This window comes from Amycolatopsis sp. NPDC104587 (assembly GCF_055583645.1).
Genome location: NZ_JBVJNO010000009.1, coordinates 464,887 through 480,816, shown reverse-complemented (window position 1 = coordinate 480,816; position 15,930 = coordinate 464,887). Strand labels below are relative to the sequence as shown.

Sequence of the window (15,930 nt, the reverse complement as noted above, 5' to 3'; positions counted from 1 at the left end):
GTTCGATGACCGCCCTCACCGGCGCTTCCCCCATCGCTCTCCGCGGCCGTGGGCGGCCGTGTCGATGAAGGTCCGGTACCGATCGGCGGATCCCGGCTCGGCGACGTCCTCAAGCCCTTGCGGGCAAAGCGACACCGACCACGACGCGGCACGCGGGTCCGGGTCGTGGAGGACGGCTCGGTACCGGGAGAAGACCTCGCCCAGCAGGGCGTCATCCATTGCATACAGCACGGGCGGGGCGAGCCCGGTCAGCTCCAACAGGCCGCCCAGGGCCGCCAACCTGTCCTCGACCCGGTGCATCAGCGCGAAGAGACTGTCGTCCACCTGCGCGACCCGGGACAGATCGACCACCAGGTGCCGCGTGCCGGCGTGGAGTAGCCCGGCGACGTGCGCGGACAACAGGCGGAGCGTCCGCGCGTCGATCGACCCGTCGAGCATGACGACGGTGTGGTGGTCGTTGCGCAAAGTCGAGGTGACCGTGAAGCTTCCCGCGGTACCGGCGAACACGGCCGGATACGCCGGGGCAGCCGTCCGAGTTCTTCGTGATCCTGAGCGGCCGCCGGCCGACGGAGGTACGGGGCGGCCACCTGGTTTGATCGATCGCCGAGGTCGACCTGAATGGACTATGTCTGTCAAGACTCTTCGGCCAGAGTACGGAACGTCTTGGAGCGCGGCAACATCGCTGCTCGGCGACGCCATCCACGCCGCCTTCCCGATCGGCGTTAATGGCGCGAACACGGTGATCGGCGACGCGCGCACATGCCGAGGAGTGGATGCGACCACGACGAACGGTGCCGGACGAAGCTGGCAAAACGGGTTGCCGATCAGGCAGTCAACCTATCCCGTAGCGCCGGTCGGCCAGCTGCCGCGAGGTGTGGCTCGGCTGGGTGTCCGGTCTCGGCGATCGTCCCTGGGTTGCTCGCCGGACAGGCGTGCACGCGATGACCGGGGCTCCGTGTTCCGCTGGTTCCGCACTGGCCACCACAAGACGGTGATCGCAAGCCGGCGCAACCACGGTTGCCGGCGCCAGGCGTGATTCCGGGCCGCAGACAGTCCGGACTTCGATTGCGCGGGTGTCTCAGGAGCCGCGTCGAGGATCTCTCGGAGGGTGACTGTGCGCGAGGGGTCGGCGGCTGCGGTGTACCGGATCGGCCTAACATTACCTAGGTAAGATAAGCGTCGTGGCGGTGAACAGGCGGATTACCGAACCGCTCCTGGATGTGCTGGAACTGCTTGTCGCGAGCTTCCAGCAGAACCAGGAGCTGCACGGCTGGACGATCATGAAAGCCATTCACCGCTCGGGGCCGACCGTCTACGGTGTCCTCGAGCGACTGGAGCAGTGGGGGTGGATCACCGGCACCTGGGAAGAACTGCGGGTTGACGAGGTTCGCCCCCGCCGTCGCTATTACCGGCTGACACCAACGGGCCGCGTCGAAGCTACCGCGCTGCTTTCCCAACGCCGCCCGGATTCCGCCGGGGGCTCGGCGATCCGCCGGTTCCTTCCGGGAGGTGCGTGGTGAACGGCGTGCTGGATGTGCTCCTGGGTGTCGTCATGGGCCTTCTGGTCAACGAGTGCACCGAGGTGTCGCCGTGGCTGGCCCACAGAATCGTGCGTTGGGCAGCGGCGATCCGCCGGCCCGATCGGATCGGGGACTTCGCCGAGGAGCGGTCGGCCACGATCGATGCCCGCCCGGGCAAGCTCTTCAAGTTGCTGACCGCTCTCGGGTTCTTGTCCGCGGCAGTGGTTCACCGGGCCGCCAAAGCACATTCGACGAGCCGGCCAGGTCTTTCCGGCACGCTGCGTGTGCGCGTCCAGGCGGCCGGCCTCGCCGGCGGGCTGTGCGCCGCGACATGGTGCCTGATCGGCCTTTTCACCGAAGGCTCGACTTTCATGGCGATGTGCGTGACAGCACCCGCGTTGTTCGTCATCGCCCTGGTGGTGATTTACCTGCCGCGGCTGAGCGTGAGGATGACCGTCGGTTTTGAAGTTTTGTCGACCGCTGTGACTGTGCTGTTGTGGATCGAGCAAAAACCCGGCGCGCTGCTGACGTCGTTGACGATGATCGCGCCGATTTATGGGGTTGCGCAGGTCGTGCGAGCGTCGCTGCGTGACAGCAGGCTGCACGTCGCGATCGGAGTGGCGCTCACGGTCAGCGCCGCGGTCACCACTGCCGCAGTGGTGCGGTTGATGACTTTGGCGCCGCATCCGGCCGGCTTCGCTGCTTTTTTGTGTGTGGCCGCGCTGGGAGCGGTAGGAGGCATTTACGTCGGTATCAGCCTGCTGACGCTTGACAACGCCAAAGGAAAGAAGACTTCCGTCATGGCCCTCGCGTCGACGGCCTGAGCCGCCGGGTCAAGAAAGTGCGACGCCGAGCCGATCGGACCGGCGTCAGCCGCTCGAGGTCCGGTGCTCCAGGTAGGACACCGTGCAGCCGGTCGGCGGTGTCGCGCGCGTGGGCCGCGCACATCTTGCCGGTCGCGCCGTCTTCGTCGGTGACGACCGCGACCGCCGGCTCGCCGCACGGCGTGCGGAGCCGGGAGTGGTGCACGAGGCGCGCTCTCCGCTCGTGCGCACCGTGTGGTGCCGTGCGCCGGGCAGACGCCCCACGGAACGTTGCACAGGCCAGGGTCGCGGGACGCCCCCGGGCCAGGTTTTCGGCGGTCCGGGCGACTTCGTCGGTGTAGTCGCTCAGGTCGTGGCTCGCTTTCGGGACAGGCCGGGCGAGACGCTGCCGTCCGCAGCCGGGCAGCGACCTCAGCGGTCCGGGTCGCGAGCGCTTCGGCGTCGGCGGCCAGCGCGCGCAGTTCCGCCGGCAGGGGCTCGGGCGGGGTCGGCTCGGGCATGCTCGTCCTCCGTGGCCGGTGGGCGCGGACTGCGCGAGTACCCCGAATCCTGGCGGCCCGACCGCGGGCGCTCACCGGCCGCGGTCGGCGGCGTCCGGCTTGGCCGTGATGACGAGCGCCGCCTGGTCGTCGGTTCCGCTTTCGTCCTGCGCGAAAGCGCGAACCGCCGCGGTGACGGCGTCCAGGACGTCCTGGGCGCCCGGCCGGGCCGGCGCGGACCCGATCGCGCTCACCAGGCGGTTGTCGCCGAACTGCTCGCCTTGCGGGTTGCGGGTTTCGACGAACCCGTCGGTGAGCAGCACGAGGCTTTCGTCCGGTCGCAGGAGGAGCTGCCGCGGCTCGAGACGCGGCTCGCCACCCAGGCCGAGGAGCTTCCCGGGGATGTCGAGCTCGTGCGTGCGGTGGGCGGCGTCGAGCACCACCGGCAGGTTGTGGCCCGCGCGGAGCAGGTTGACGGCGAGGCCGTCGTCGCGCGGGGTCAGGTGGCCGTAGACCATGGTGACGAAGTCGGTGCCGTGGGCGTCGGGGCGGTTGCTCAGGGCGCGGTCGACGGCCCGGACGATCGCGACGGGGTCGCCCAGCAGCGGCGCGACCGCGCGGGCGGTGTGGCGGACCAGCGCGGTGGTGGTCGCGGCCGTGGCGCCCCGGCCGCAGACGTCGCCGAGCATGAACGCCCACGTCCGGTCGTCGAGCGGGAAGACGTCGTAGAAGTCGCCGCCGATCTCCAGGCCTTCGCCCGCGGGGTGGTAGAAGGTCGCGAACTCGGCTCCGGGGACCGCGGGCAGGTCCGGCAGCAGCAGGCCGGCCTGCAGGTCGCGGGCGAGCGTGACGCGCTGGCGGTACTGGCGCGCGTTGCGGGCGGCGGACGCGGCGCGCCGGGCGACCTCTTCGGCGAGGGACACGGTGTGCCCGTCGAACCCGGCTTCGCCGGTGCTGAGCAGCGTGAGGACGCCGAAGGTCTGGCCGCGTTCGATGAGCGGGACGCACAGGTAGCCGGTGACGCCCAGCTCGTGCCACGGACCGGGCGTCAGAGGCGGCTGCCGGGCGACCTCGGTCAGGCCGGAGGCGAGCACCCGGGCCAGTGCGCTGTCGCTGCGCAGGGCCGGCCGATGGGCCTCCAGGAGGCCGGTGTCGTGGGCGTTCGCGCCGGCGCTGCCGACGCGGCGCAACCGGCCGTCCTCGATGATGTCGACCACGCAGAGCGGCGCTAGCGTGGGCACGCACAGCTGCGCCAGCCGCTGCAGGGCCTGCACGTGGTCGAGGTCCGCCGAGAGCGCGGTGCTCGCCGACAGCAGGAACGCGAGGTCCTGCCGGGCCGCCCGTTCCCTGGCCTCGGCGGCTTGCCGGGCCAGCTCGACGTGGTGGCGTTCGATCGCGAGCGCGGCCGTGCCGGCGAAGAGCCGGGTGAGCGCGAGGTCGGTCTCCTGGGGGGAGCGTGGCGTGCGGTGGTACATCGCGAACGTGCCCAGCAACCGACCGTCGCGGCCCAGGATCGGCGTCGACCAGCACGCGGCGACGCCGGCGCGGCCGGCGAGCTCGCGGAAGTCGTCCCAGAACGGGTCGCTCGCGATGTCGGTGACGATGACCGGCCGACGCCGGTGCGCGGCGGTGCCGCACGAGCCGACCCCTTCGCCGGTGGCGATGCCGTCGATGGCCTCGTTGTAGAAGTCCGGCAGGCTGGGAGCGGCGCCGTGGCGCAAGTGCCGGCCGTCGGGGTCGGCGAGCAGGACCGACACCAGCACGTCCGGGGCGAGCTCTTCGATCGCCCGGGCCATCCCGTCGAGGATCTGCTCCAGCGGCGCCTGGCGGGCGATCTGCTCGAGCAGGACGCGGTGCTCGGCGGTGAGCCGCTGCGCGTGGTTGACCTGCGTGGTTTCGACGCCGATGAGGCGCACACCCGTCACGGCGCCGGACGCGTCACGCCGGGGCTCGTAGGTGAAGTCGAAGAAGGCTTCCCGCGCGTCCGCGCCGAGCCCCAGCACCACCCGCGCGTCCCGCCCGGTGGCCGGTTCTCCCGTCCGGTAGACCCCGTCCAACAGCGCGAGGAAGCCCTGGCCGGCCAGCTCCGGCAGCACCTGGCGGAGGGGAACGCCCAGCGACGACGCGCCGGAGCGGGCGACCGCGTCGAAGAAGGCGGGGTTGGCGGCTTCCAGCACGTGGTCCGGGCCGGACAGCGACGCGAAGACCGCCGGCGACTGGCCGAACAGCGCCCGCAGGTCCGAGTCGGTCGGGACCGGCGGCTCGGAACTGCCGAGCGCTCCGTCACCGGGTCGGGACATCGGTCTGCTTTCTGCGGAGGCTCGGCGGCCGGGTGCCACCGCCTGGGGCGGGCGCACCTGGGGGCTCAAGTGCCGGCCGGGACGATCGCGGATCGTCCGGCCCCGACACCCTACCCGCGTCGCGCCGCCGTGGGTCAGCTGTCAGCGGTTTCGGTGCGGTTCGGCCGGGTGTGCCACGTCGTCACGATCGTCGTGCCATTTTCACCGGTTTCGATGTGTACGTGTTCACCCCCTCCGGATGGCTTGATCGGGCCCAGCAGCCGGTGAGGACGTTCTTTGGATTTTGGATCGGTGCTGCTCCTGATGGACTTTCGCCGTTGAAGAGCTCCCTCCCGGCTGACTCCTTCTTGCGCTACTGATCCTCGTGCCCGGGGTGATCCGAGTTGCGTACGTCGCAGGGCTCTGGCTTGCCGCCGCGGGCGGCCTGCTTGGCCTCGCTACGTTGTCGGCCGCATTTCGCAGACATCTGTGAAGCACGTTGGCTGGGTCGCCGGTCATGGAAGGGTGGCGGGGCCTGCTGGTACGGACTGGGAGCGTCAAAGTCTGGAGTCCGCTGGTTGCTGCCTCCACGCCGATGCCGGTCAACGGCTGCGTGCGTCCTCGCGGACGTCACCGCCGAGAACTCGAGGCGGACATCCTCGCCAGAACTGCGGAGAAAGCCGCCGGACCGGACAGTCACCGCGAGTCCTGATCCGGCCCGGCGGTCGCGTCAGTTCACTTCGTTCAGTTTTCCGGTGGCGACGTCGAAGACGAAGCCGCGGACGGAGTCCTTCTTCGGGACGAACGGGCTGTTCTTGATCCGCGCGACCGACTGCCGGACGTCCTCGTCGAGATCGGCGAACGCTTCGGCGGCCCAGGCGGGTTTCACGCCGACGTCGTCCTGGATGGACTTTTTGAAGTCGTCGTCGGTGAAGGTGAGCATCCCGCAGTCGGTGTGGTGGATGAGGATGATCTCCTCGGTGCCCAGCAGCCGCTGGCTGATCGCGAGCGAGCGGATCTCGTCCTCGGTGACGACCCCGCCGGCGTTGCGGATGACGTGGGCCTCGCCCTCGTTGAGGCCGAGCACGCCGTAGACGTTGATGCGCGCGTCCATGCAGGCGAGCACGGCGACGTGCTTGGCGGGCGGCAGGGGCAGCGGCCCGGAGAAACCTTCGGCGTAGGCGGCGTTGTTGGCCAGCAGTTCGTCTGTGACCGACATGGGTGATCCTTTCTCGACGGAATCGGATGCGCCGAGTGGATCGTTGCATGCAGCTATGCGCAAATGTGCTCATGGACTGGGCGGGAATTAGCCCGATCGGGCGACTGCGGCAATCTGCTCGGTCCCTGGTTTCGACCGGTACGAGTCCTCACCTGCCGGCAGGGCGATCACGCTCGTGCCACTCCGAATCACTACACTCCTCCGCCATGCGCGAAGGTTTCCAGAGCGACTTGCAGCGACTCACCGGGCTGCTGGCCGAGATGTGCGACGCGGCCGCGTCCGCGATGCGCCACGCGACGGCAGCGCTGGTGCACGCGGACCTGGTGCTGGCCCAGCAGGTCATCGCCGAGGACGACGCGCTCGACCAGCGAAGGGCGAAATGCGAAGAAGACGCCTACGCACTGCTGGCGTTGCAGGCCCCGGTCGCCGGCGACCTGCGCCGCGTGCTGGCGGTCGTGTACTGCGCCGAAAAGGTGGAACGCATGGGGGACCTGGCTGCGCACATCGCCGACACCGCGCGCTTCGCCCATCCCGGCCACGCGGTGCCGGCCGACCTCGTGCCGACGTTCGAGCGGATGGGCGAGCTGGACGCGGACATGGCCGAACGCGTCGCCGCCCAGATCCGCACCGGGTCCGACGGCTTCGCCGAGCTGCGCCGGGCCGACGAGGCCGTCGATGCCCTCCACGCCGATCTCCTGGCCACCATCACCGGGGATCGGTGGCCGCACGACCAGCGCGCCGCCGTCACGAGTGCGCTGACCACCAGGTTCTACGAACGGTTCGCCGACCAGGCCGTGTCGGTCGCCAAGCGCCTCGATTTCGCCAGCAGCGGCGATCTGCCCCGATGACCTAAGCCGGTCCGGCGCGGAGCCCGTCCAGCATGACGATGGTCAGGTAGTCGTCGGGTCGGGCGCCCGGGCGGCAGATGATCGTGCTCAGCAGCTGCTGGACTTCCTCGATGGGCACGTCCGCGCGCAGGGTGCCTTCGCGTTGCGCGCGGACGAGGATGTCGGTGAGCAAGGTGTCGACCGAGTGCTCCAGCTCGGTCTGGTTCTCGTCCTCGGGGAGCAGCGCGGTCAGGGACTTGGCGAGCGCCAGCGGGAGAGTCGCGCAGTGGCGGATGACCGCCAGCAGCTCGGCCCACGCCGAATTCTCGCGCTCGCGGGCGGCTCGGGCGAATTCCGCGAGGTCGCGCAGGGCGCCGAGGCCGATTTCCACTGCGAGCGACCGCCGGTCGGGGAAGTGGCGGTAGAGGGTCCCGACACCCAGGCCTGCCGCGTCCGCGATCTCGCACATCGGCACGTCGGGGCCGCGTTCGGCGAACAGCCGCACGGCTTGGGTGACGATCCGTTCGCGGTTGCGCACCGCGTCGGCCCGCATGGTCGGTCTCCTCTCAAAACGGAATCCTGGATTCATCTTATGCTACGTTCGGGACGGAAGGTGAATCTGACATTCCGGTTGGAGGCGGCATGCGGATCGGGCTGTACGGGACCGGGCAAGCGGGGCTCGAGGAGATCGTCGACGACATCGCGGAGGCGGAGAAGCTGGGGTTGGACAGCGCGTTCCTCCCGCAGCTGACGGCGTGGGACGCGCTGACCGTCGCGGCCGTCGCCGGGCAGCGCGTTCCTCGGATCGGGCTGGGAACGGCGGTCGTGCGGACGTTCGCCCAGCACCCCTTGGCGCTGGCCGGTCAGGCGCTGACCGCCCAGGCGGCGACCGGCGGCCGGCTGACGCTGGGGATCGGGCCGAGCCACCGGGAGATCATCGAGGGCGGCTACGGGCTCTCCTACGAGCGGCCCGCGCGGCACGTCCGGGAGTACCTGCAAGCCCTGATCCCGTTGCTGCGCGGGGAAACCGTCGTCTTCCGCGGCGAGTCGCTTTCGGTGTCGGGGACGGTCGAGGTGCCCGGGGCCGAGCCGCCGGCGGTGCTCGTGTCCGCGCTCGGGCCGGTGATGCTGGGCATCGCGGGAGAGCTGGCCGACGGCACGGTGACGGTGTGGGCCGGGCCGGAGGTGCTGGGCGACGACGTCGTGCCGAAGATCACCGATGCCGCGAGCCGTGCCGGGCGGCCGGCCCCGCGCGTGGTCGCGTCGGCGATGCTGTCGGTGACGGCGGTCCCGGACCGGGTCCGGGACGACATCCGGGCCCGGTTCGGCGGTGCGGGGGAGTTCGCGAGCTACCGGCGCCTGCTGCGGCAGCAACGGAAAGCCGGGATCGAGGACACCGTGACCGCCGGCGACGAAGAACTGGTGGCCACCACGGTCCGCCGGTTCGCCGATGCCGGGGTGACCGACTTGCTGGTCAGCCCGGTCGGCACCGACGAGGAGCAGCGGCGCACCCTGGAGTTCGTCGCCCGGCCCGGCTGAGGAGTCACACCGCGGCGAGCCGGCGGAAACGACTGCCGTGGAAGACCAGGGGCGGGTTTTCGGCGGTGTGCAGGCCGTGGATGCGCAGCAGGGCGATCAGGTGGTCGCCGGCCGGCACCTCCTCGTGCAGTGAGCACTCCAGCCAGGCACTCGAGCCGCTGATGAACACGCTGCCGTGGGGGCCGGGTTCCCACTCGACGTCGCGGAAGCGGTCGCCGTGACGGGCCGACAGGCTGAGGCAGGCGGCGTCCTGGCCCTCGGCCAGGACGCTGAGGCCGAGCCGGGCCCGTTCGCGCAGGAGAGGCCAGGTCGACGACGTCCGCTGGATGCAGAGCGACACCAGCGGTGGCGCCAGCGAAACCGACGTGAACGAGCTCGCGGCCATCCCGCGTGGCACACCGTCGACCATGGCGCACACGGCGGTGACGCCGGACGGGAAGCAGCCGAAGGCTTCGCGCAGGTGGCTGTCGGACGTCACGGGCTGCAAGGCGGTCATCGAGGTCCTCTCACGATCGGTGGGCGCAGGGCTCGTACTTCCGGGAGCGGGCCGTCGAAGCGTTCGACGTCGACGGCCGCGTGCTGGCCCGCGCAGCCTTGCGACAGCCGGGACGACGGGATGTCGGCGGTGAGGACGTTCGGGTTGCCGTGCGCGCACAACGGCCCCGAGGGATGGTCGTCGACGGGGTCGAACCACGCTCCGGTCGGGAGCTGGGCCACTCCCGGGCGGAGCGCGTCGTCGAGGACCGCGCCCGCCAGGCACGCGCCGCGCGTGTTGAACACGCGGACTACGTCGCCGGTTGTGATGCCGCGGGCGGCCGCGTCGGCCGGGTTGAGGCGGATCCGTTCGCGGCCGGCCACCTTGCCCGCCTGGCTGGTGTCGCCGGCGTCGAGCTGGCTGTGCAGGCGCGTGTGCGGCTGATTGGCGATCAGCCACAGCGGCCCGGACTCGCTCGGTGGCAGCCAGGCCGGGTGGCCGGGGCAGTCCGCGTAGCCGAAGCCGGCGACGGTCGCCGACGTGATCTCGATGCGGCCGCTCGGGGTGCGCAGCGGATGGGCATCGGGGTCGGCGCGGAACTCCGCGAAGAGCGTGTGGTGCTCACGGCCGGGCGGCAGCCGCAGTTCCCCGGCGGTCCAGAACTCGGCGAACGACGGCGTCTCCCGCCAGCCGCCGTAGAGGTGCTCCAGCCACTGCCGGGCCGTGCGGCCTTCGGTGAACTCCGGCGAGACGCCGAGTCGCTCCGCCAGCGAAGCGAAGATCGCGTAGTCGTCACGTGCTTCTCCGGCGGGAGCGGTGATGCGGTGCATGGCGATCACGTGGGTGTCGCGTCGGCCGGAGCCGAGGTCTTCGCGTTCCAGCGCGGTGGTGGCGGGTAGGACGATGTCGGCGTGGCGGGCGGTGGCCGTCCAGTGGGGTTCGTGGACGACTACGGTGTCCGGGCGGGTGAAGGCGTCGCGCAGGCGGTTGAGGTCCTGGTGGTGGTGGAACGGGTTGCCGCCCGCCCAGTACACGAGCCGGATGTCGGGGTAGCGGCGGACCTCACCGTTGTAGTCGTAGGGGTCGCCGGGGTGCAGCAGCAGGTCGGCGATCCGGGCGACCGGGATGAACTCGCCGACCGGGTTCTTGCCCTGGGGGAGGTACGGGACGCGCAGCTCGGGTCCGGTGTCGCCGACGTCGCCCATCGAGCCGTAGCCGTGGCCGAACCCGCCGCCGGGCAGGCCGATCTGCCCGAGCATCGCGGCGAGGGCGATGCCCGCCCAGACCGGTTGCTCGCCGTGTTCGCCGCGCTGCAGCGACCACGTCACGGTGACCAGCGTCCGGTGCGCGGCCATCTCCCGGGCGAGCGCGACGATGTCGGCGGCCGGGATGCCGGTGATCCCGGCCGCCCATTCCGGGTCCTTGTCGAGAAGGTAGCGCTCGAAGCCGGGGTAGCCGACGCAGTAGCGGTCGAGGAACTGCCTGTCGTGCAAGCCTTCCGCGGCGAGCGTGTGGGCGAGGGCGAGCATCAGCGCGGTGTCGGTCGCGGGCCGGATCGGATACCATCTCGCGTCCACTGTGGACGGGAGGTCGTCGCGCAGCGGGCTGAGCAGCGCGACGCGGCCGGTGTAGCGCGCGAGGTGCCCTGGCATGCCGTGGACCGTGACCCCGCCCGGCGTGACGAAGACGTTCTTCTCCGGAACGCCGCCGAACGCGACGATCAGTTCGGTGTGCTCGGCGATCGTCGGCCAGGTCGACGCCTGCCGCAGCACCGCGTGCGCGTCGCCGACGACGTGCGGCAGCAGCACCGACGACGTCCCGTTGCTGTAGGAGTTCCGTGACGAGGTGAAGCCGCCGATGGTGTTCAGGAACCGGTGCAGCTGGCTCTGGGCGTGGTGGAACCGGCCCGCGCTGGCCCAGCCGTAGGAGCCGCCGAAGATCGCCTGGTTGCCGTGCTCTCTCCGGACGCGGTCCAGCTCGGCGGCGAGGCGGTCGAGCACCTCGTCCCAGCTGACCTCGACGAACTCGTCGCGGCCGCGACGGGGATCCGGGCCGGGACCGTCCTCGAGCCAGCCGCGGCGGACGGCGGGCCGGGTCACCCGGGTCGGGTGGTCGAGCGCGGCGGCCAGGTTGCCCAGCAGCGGCGACGGCGCCGGGTCGGCCGGGTGCGGTTCGACCCGCAACCGGCCCTCGGCGTCGACCTCGGCGGAGAAGGCGCCCCAGTGCGACGTGCTCGGTTTCATGCCCCGACGGTAACCGCGTCGGTTTTCTCCCGGACCAGCTTGATGAGCGTGCCGTAGTCGCGGGCGTCGGCCAGCGGCGAGAACCCGCGGATCAGCAGCGTGCCGACCCCGAGCCGGACGTAGTCCAGCAGCGAGTCCGCGACCTGCTCGTAGCTGCCGACCAGCGCGGTCGAGTTCCCCGCGGCGCCGGTCGTCTTCGCCACCGCCGTCCACAGCCGTTCGTCGACCACGTCGCCGGTGGCCGCGGCCTCCAGGAGCCGCCGGGATCCGACAGCCTCGCTCGAGTCGCGGCGGCCCTTGAACTCGCCGACACGATCCTGGGTCAGGCGCAGGATGTCGCGGGCTCGTTCCCAGGCCTCGGTCTCGGTCGCGGCGGGGATCGGCCGGAGGCTGACGCTGAACGCGATGTCCCGGCCGGCGGCGGCCCGGACCTGCTCGATGCGTTCGGCGATCCCGGCGAGGGGCTCGCCCCAGAAGGCGTAGACGTCGGCGTGCTTCGCGCCGACCCGGATGGCGTCGGCGGACGCGCCGCCGAAGTACACCGGGATTCCCTGCGCGGGGCGGATGTCCGAGAGGCCGCCGCGGATCCGGTAGAACTCGCCTTCGTGGTCGAACGGCTCGGATGAGTCCCACGTGCGGCGCACGACCGAAAGGAAGTCGTCGGTGCGACGGTAGCGGGTGGGCTTGTCGGTGAAGTCGCCGTCGCGGGCCTGGTCCGCGTCGTCGCCGCCGGTGATCACGTGCAGGGCGATCCGGCCCGGGTGGAACGCGTCGAGCGTGGCGAACTTGCGGGCCAGCTGCGTGGGCGCGACGAAGCCGGGCCGGTGCGCGAGCAGCACGCCGAGCCGCTCGGTGGCGGCGAGGACCTGGTCGGCGAGCACGAAGCCGTCCGGGCTGCTCGCCGACTGGGCGATCAGCACGCGGTCGAACCCGGCCTCCTCGTGCGTGCGGGCGACTTCGCGCAGGTAGCCGGGCTGGATGATCGGGCCTTCGGGGGCGACGATCTCGCTGGCTTGGCGGCCGGCGGCGTAACCGATGAATTCGAGCGTCACGGGGTCTCCTGTCCCAGGGCGCGGGCGGCGGCGAAGATGTCGCTCATCCGCCAGCTTTCGTTGGCGTGGGTGCGGCGCGCCCGGCCCCAGCCGGAGTCGCGCCGGTACTGCGCGGGCCAGTCCGAAGCCCGGACGGCGGTTTCGTCGACGCTGACGGGGGTACGGCAGTCGGGGTCGACGAACAGCGCGTCGACCGGGCAGTAGAGCTCGCACAGGAAGCAGGTCTGGCAGTCGGACTGCCGCGCGATGACCGGCGCGGCGTCGGGGACGGCGTCGAAGACGTCGCTCGGGCACACCTGGACGCACTTGTCGCAGGCGATGCAGCGGTCGGCGAGGACGAGTTCGATCACGCGGCGACCTCCTGCCCGTCGGTCCGCCAATGCATGCCGAGGCTCTCGCGCCGGCGCAGCGCGGCGGTCTTGACCCAGCGGCCCATGGCGACCAGGGACGCGGTTTCGCGCGCGGTCACGGCGTCCCTCCCGGACCCGGTCAGGCCCGCTTCGAGATCCGTCCACAGAGAATCCAATGTAGACAAGGAGCTTCGGAGTCCGGCTTCGTCGCGGAACATGTTCTTGTCGTAGGCGTTCAGCTCCTCCCGGACGATGTCGACCACGCCGGTGGTGTCCACTGCGGACGGACGCCCGCTCGGCCGGATCCCGGCCCGCCCGACCGGCCGCACCGGAGACGGCGTGGTCTTGCGGGCGTGCCGGACCGCCGCGCGCCCGGCCCAGGTGCCCGACGACACCGCCCACGCGGAGTTGGGCGAGCCGCCGCCGGAGATCGCGCCGACGATCGGCACCCGGTTCGCGACGTCACCGGCCGCGAACAGGCCGGGTACGTCCGTGGCGCAGTCCGCCGCGTCGACGACCAGGCCGCCCACGCCGCGGATGGTGCCTTCGCCGAGCAGCGTCACCTCGAAGGGCTGGGTGTACGGGTCGATCCCGCGGCGGCTGAACGGCAGCAGGAAGTTCGGCTGGACCACGGGCATCTTGTCCCGCACCCAGCCCGGCGCGCGGTCGAGGGTCGTGAACACCGGACCGCGCAGCAGCGCCGCGCCGAGGACCCGGTTGCGGTCCGGACCGGAGGGCAGGTCGATGACTCGGCCGTCGGCGTCGGTGTAGGTGCCGAACAGGTAGGACATCGACCGCGCCATCGTGGAGAACGCCGGGGCGAGGGTGTAGTAGTTCGAGAACTCCATCCCCGACAGCTGGGCCCCGGCCTCGACGGCCATCAGGTGGCCGTCGCCGGTGTTGCCGCGGGAGCCGAGCAGGTGCGAGCGGAACGCGGTGCCGCCGGTGGCCAGCACGACCGCGCCCGCGCGGATCTGCCAGTCGCCGCCTGCCTGCCGCCGGACTCCGGCCGCGCCGCCGACGGAGCCGTCCGGGCGCAGGAGCAGTTCGAGGGCCGGGTGGTGGTCGAGGACCGTGACGCCGGCGCGGTGCACGAGACCGCGCATCGCACGCAGGTACTCCGGCCCGCGCACGTTGTTCGTCCGGTCAGGCCGCCCGTCGCGCACGGGGAACGGGTAGTGGCGGTCCAAAGTGGGCAGCCGTTCCCACGTCGTGCGCAGCACGCGCAGCGCCTGCTCGGGGTCGGCGAGTCCGCCCGCGTGCGCGTGCCGTTCGGCGATCGCCTGATCGTGTCGCGACGGTTCGACGAACCAGTGCGTCACACCGGCGGTCGCGGTGACGCCGCTGGTTCCGCAGTATCCCTTGTCCACCAGCACGACGTCCCCGCCGGCCTGGGCCGCGGCCAAGGCGGTCCAGGTCGCGGCGAGGCCGCCGCCGACGACGAGCACGTCGGCGTTCATCGGGTCTCGGCCAGCTCGGCGACCCCGAGTTCGGCGAGCAGCCGGTGGCGCAGCTCGTCGAAGGCGGGGTTGGCGCGGCTGCGTTCGCCGTCGAAGTCGACGCGGTGCTCGGCGGCGAGCCGGCCGGACCGCGTGGCGACCACACGGTCGGCCAGCAGAATGGCCTCGTCGACATCGTGGGTGACCAGCAGGACGGCCGGACGGTGCACGGCGACCAGCTGACGCACAAGGGCGTGCATCTTGATCCGGGTCAGCGCGTCGAGCGCGGCGAACGGCTCGTCGAGCAGCAGCAGCCGGGGCTCGCGCACCAGCGCCCGGGCGAGCGCGACGCGCTGGGCTTCGCCGCCGGACAGCGTGACCGGCCAGGCGTCGAGGTGCCCGGCCAGGCCGACCTCGGTCAGCGCGCGGGCCGCGGCTTCGCGGGAAAGGCCGACCGCGACGTTCTGCCACACCCGCCGCCAGGGCAGCAGCCGGTGTTCCTGGAACACCACCATCCGCTCGGCCGGCGCGGCCAGCTCGCCGTCGTCAGGACTGTCGAGCCCGGCGAGCAGCCGCAGCAGCGTCGTCTTGCCGCAGCCGCTCTCGCCGATCAGCGCGACGAACTCGCCGGGCGCGATGTCGAGGTCAAGTCCATTGAGGACGGTACGCGGCCCGAAGCCCTTAGTCAGCGCGCGCACGCGCACGGCGGTGCTCACAGCTTGACCGCGTGGTCGGCGATCGTGATCGGGCCACTGAGGACCTTGCGCTGGGTGAGCCAGTCGGCGCCGCGCTGCAGCTGTGCGATCCCGTCGTCGTTGATCAACGCCAGCTTCGTCTGGACGTTCTTCGCGGCCATCTTGTCCAGCACCGCCTGGGGGTAGTGGGAGACGGCGTTGCCGATGTCCAGAGATTCCTTGTAGTGCTGGTTCTGCCACTCGTAGTCGGCCTGGAACGCGGCGATCACTTTACGGATGGTGTCGGCGTTCTGCTCGGCGTAGTCGCGGCGGACGAGGTAGCTGGTGAAGTCGATCTGGAAGTCCAGCTCGTCGCCGTCGACGAAGATGGGCTTCGCGCCGTACTGGACCTCGGCGATCTCGCGGAAGCCCTGCCAGATGGCCCAGGCGTCGATCTTCCCGGCGCCGAACGCGGCCGACGCCTCGGGCGGGTTGAGGTAGGTGACCTTCACCGACTCGCGCGGCACTTTGTACTTCTCCAGCGCGGCGACCAGCAGGAACTCACCGAGCCCGGCCTTGTTGACCGCGACCGTCTTGCCGACGAGATCGGTGACCTTCGAGATGCCGGTGTTCGCGCCGGCGACGATCGCGGTGGTCCGCGGGTTCGAGGTCGCCCAGGCAACGTAGACGAGGTCGGCACCGGACAGGATCGCTTGGTCGGCCGGGGTTGTGCTGCCACCGAAGCTGAAGTCGGCCGTGCCGCCGACGACCGCCTGCAGCGTCGGCGCGTGGTTGGGGAACGGACCGACCCACTCGACCGTGATGCCCTGGTCCTTGAGGGTCTTCTCCAGCACGCCACGGGACTTCGGGACGGAGATGGTGCTGTAGGTCAGCCGGACCTTGCCCTGGGTGGCGCCACCGGCCGAACCGCCGCAGGCGGCGAGCGGGGCGGCAAGCGCGGTGAGTCCGGCGGCGGTCAGGAACGTGCGTCGGGAGAGCGTCATGGCGGG

At 71.3% G+C, this 15,930-nt stretch carries 15 protein-coding genes; 4 read left to right on the top strand and 11 right to left on the bottom strand.

Annotated features, from left to right (window positions below; genetic code table 11):
- Positions 1-15: 15 nt before the first annotated feature.
- Entirely contained in the window at positions 16-507 is a 492-nt protein-coding gene (locus tag ACZ61C_RS29495) for an STAS domain-containing protein (RefSeq protein WP_465311099.1), read from the bottom strand.
- A 674-nt stretch (positions 508-1,181) separates the two neighbouring features.
- Here ACZ61C_RS29495 and ACZ61C_RS29490 point away from each other — a divergent pair.
- Complete coding sequence (locus ACZ61C_RS29490; protein ID WP_465311098.1) at positions 1,182-1,520, top strand: PadR family transcriptional regulator; 339 nt, start codon at positions 1,182-1,184, stop codon at positions 1,518-1,520.
- On the top strand, positions 1,517-2,344 hold the full coding sequence (locus tag ACZ61C_RS29485) for a hypothetical protein (RefSeq protein WP_465311097.1): 828 nt from the start codon (positions 1,517-1,519) through the stop codon (positions 2,342-2,344). Before ACZ61C_RS29490 ends, ACZ61C_RS29485 begins: the two co-directional genes overlap by 4 nt.
- A 571-nt stretch (positions 2,345-2,915) precedes the next feature.
- On the opposite strand, the gene ACZ61C_RS29480 is transcribed toward ACZ61C_RS29485, so the two are convergent.
- Complete coding sequence (locus ACZ61C_RS29480) at positions 2,916-5,123, bottom strand: SpoIIE family protein phosphatase (protein WP_465311096.1); 2,208 nt, start codon at positions 5,121-5,123, stop codon at positions 2,916-2,918.
- A 709-nt stretch (positions 5,124-5,832) separates the two neighbouring features.
- A complete protein-coding gene (locus ACZ61C_RS29475) occupies positions 5,833-6,321 on the bottom strand; it encodes a beta-class carbonic anhydrase (protein WP_465305886.1) in 489 nt (162 codons plus the stop codon).
- Between the two features lie 206 nt (positions 6,322-6,527).
- Between ACZ61C_RS29475 and ACZ61C_RS29470 the strand changes: the two genes are divergently transcribed.
- Positions 6,528-7,169 (top strand): phosphate signaling complex PhoU family protein, encoded by a 642-nt coding sequence (locus ACZ61C_RS29470; protein ID WP_465311095.1) that lies wholly within the window; start codon positions 6,528-6,530, stop codon positions 7,167-7,169.
- Position 7,170: 1 nt separating this feature from the next.
- Here ACZ61C_RS29470 and ACZ61C_RS29465 read toward each other — a convergent pair whose 3' ends face one another.
- A complete protein-coding gene (locus tag ACZ61C_RS29465; RefSeq protein ID WP_465311094.1) occupies positions 7,171-7,701 on the bottom strand; it encodes a TetR/AcrR family transcriptional regulator in 531 nt (176 codons plus the stop codon).
- A gap of 89 nt (positions 7,702-7,790) precedes the next feature.
- Here ACZ61C_RS29465 and ACZ61C_RS29460 point away from each other — a divergent pair, with 89 nt between their 5' ends.
- Positions 7,791-8,687 (top strand): TIGR03564 family F420-dependent LLM class oxidoreductase, encoded by an 897-nt coding sequence (locus tag ACZ61C_RS29460; protein WP_465311093.1) that lies wholly within the window; start codon positions 7,791-7,793, stop codon positions 8,685-8,687.
- 4 nt (positions 8,688-8,691) lie between these two features.
- Here ACZ61C_RS29460 and ACZ61C_RS29455 read toward each other — a convergent pair whose 3' ends face one another.
- The 7 genes from ACZ61C_RS29455 to ACZ61C_RS29425 are packed head-to-tail and all read right to left on the bottom strand — an operon-like array spanning position 8,692 to position 15,924.
- The gene (locus tag ACZ61C_RS29455; protein WP_465311092.1) at positions 8,692-9,183 is read right to left on the bottom strand and encodes a flavin reductase family protein; all 492 of its coding nucleotides are present in this window, start codon (positions 9,181-9,183) and stop codon (positions 8,692-8,694) included.
- The gene (locus ACZ61C_RS29450; RefSeq protein WP_465311091.1) at positions 9,180-11,405 is read right to left on the bottom strand and encodes a molybdopterin-dependent oxidoreductase; all 2,226 of its coding nucleotides are present in this window, start codon (positions 11,403-11,405) and stop codon (positions 9,180-9,182) included. The genes ACZ61C_RS29455 and ACZ61C_RS29450 overlap by 4 nt, the downstream gene beginning before the upstream one ends.
- Entirely contained in the window at positions 11,402-12,457 is a 1,056-nt protein-coding gene (locus ACZ61C_RS29445; protein ID WP_465311090.1) for an LLM class flavin-dependent oxidoreductase, read from the bottom strand. The genes ACZ61C_RS29450 and ACZ61C_RS29445 overlap by 4 nt, the downstream gene beginning before the upstream one ends.
- Positions 12,454-12,807: a 4Fe-4S binding protein gene (locus ACZ61C_RS29440; protein ID WP_465311089.1), complete on the bottom strand. Its 354-nt coding sequence runs from the start codon at positions 12,805-12,807 to the stop codon at positions 12,454-12,456. The genes ACZ61C_RS29445 and ACZ61C_RS29440 overlap by 4 nt, the downstream gene beginning before the upstream one ends.
- Complete coding sequence (locus ACZ61C_RS29435; RefSeq protein WP_465311088.1) at positions 12,804-14,267, bottom strand: FAD-dependent oxidoreductase; 1,464 nt, start codon at positions 14,265-14,267, stop codon at positions 12,804-12,806. The genes ACZ61C_RS29440 and ACZ61C_RS29435 overlap by 4 nt, the downstream gene beginning before the upstream one ends.
- Entirely contained in the window at positions 14,264-14,962 is a 699-nt protein-coding gene (locus tag ACZ61C_RS29430) for an ABC transporter ATP-binding protein (RefSeq protein WP_465311087.1), read from the bottom strand. The genes ACZ61C_RS29435 and ACZ61C_RS29430 overlap by 4 nt, the downstream gene beginning before the upstream one ends.
- Complete coding sequence (locus ACZ61C_RS29425) at positions 14,959-15,924, bottom strand: NrtA/SsuA/CpmA family ABC transporter substrate-binding protein (protein WP_465311086.1); 966 nt, start codon at positions 15,922-15,924, stop codon at positions 14,959-14,961. The genes ACZ61C_RS29430 and ACZ61C_RS29425 overlap by 4 nt, the downstream gene beginning before the upstream one ends.
- Between the last annotated feature and the right edge of the window lie 6 nt (positions 15,925-15,930).

Excerpts from the sequence above, each read along its gene's own strand:
- ACZ61C_RS29455 (WP_465311092.1), bottom strand. The coding sequence starts at position 9,183 with ATGACCGCCTTGCAGCCCGTGACGTCCGACAGCCACCTGCGCGAAGCC.
- ACZ61C_RS29425 (WP_465311086.1), bottom strand. The coding sequence starts at position 15,924 with ATGACGCTCTCCCGACGCACGTTCCTGACCGCCGCCGGACTCACCGCG.
- ACZ61C_RS29480 (WP_465311096.1), bottom strand. The coding sequence starts at position 5,123 with ATGTCCCGACCCGGTGACGGAGCGCTCGGCAGTTCCGAGCCGCCGGTC.
- ACZ61C_RS29460 (WP_465311093.1), top strand. The coding sequence starts at position 7,791 with ATGCGGATCGGGCTGTACGGGACCGGGCAAGCGGGGCTCGAGGAGATC.
- ACZ61C_RS29435 (WP_465311088.1), bottom strand. The coding sequence starts at position 14,267 with ATGAACGCCGACGTGCTCGTCGTCGGCGGCGGCCTCGCCGCGACCTGG.
- ACZ61C_RS29475 (WP_465305886.1), bottom strand. The coding sequence starts at position 6,321 with ATGTCGGTCACAGACGAACTGCTGGCCAACAACGCCGCCTACGCCGAA.
- ACZ61C_RS29450 (WP_465311091.1), bottom strand. The coding sequence starts at position 11,405 with ATGAAACCGAGCACGTCGCACTGGGGCGCCTTCTCCGCCGAGGTCGAC.
- ACZ61C_RS29465 (WP_465311094.1), bottom strand. The coding sequence starts at position 7,701 with ATGCGGGCCGACGCGGTGCGCAACCGCGAACGGATCGTCACCCAAGCC.
- ACZ61C_RS29470 (WP_465311095.1), top strand. The coding sequence starts at position 6,528 with ATGCGCGAAGGTTTCCAGAGCGACTTGCAGCGACTCACCGGGCTGCTG.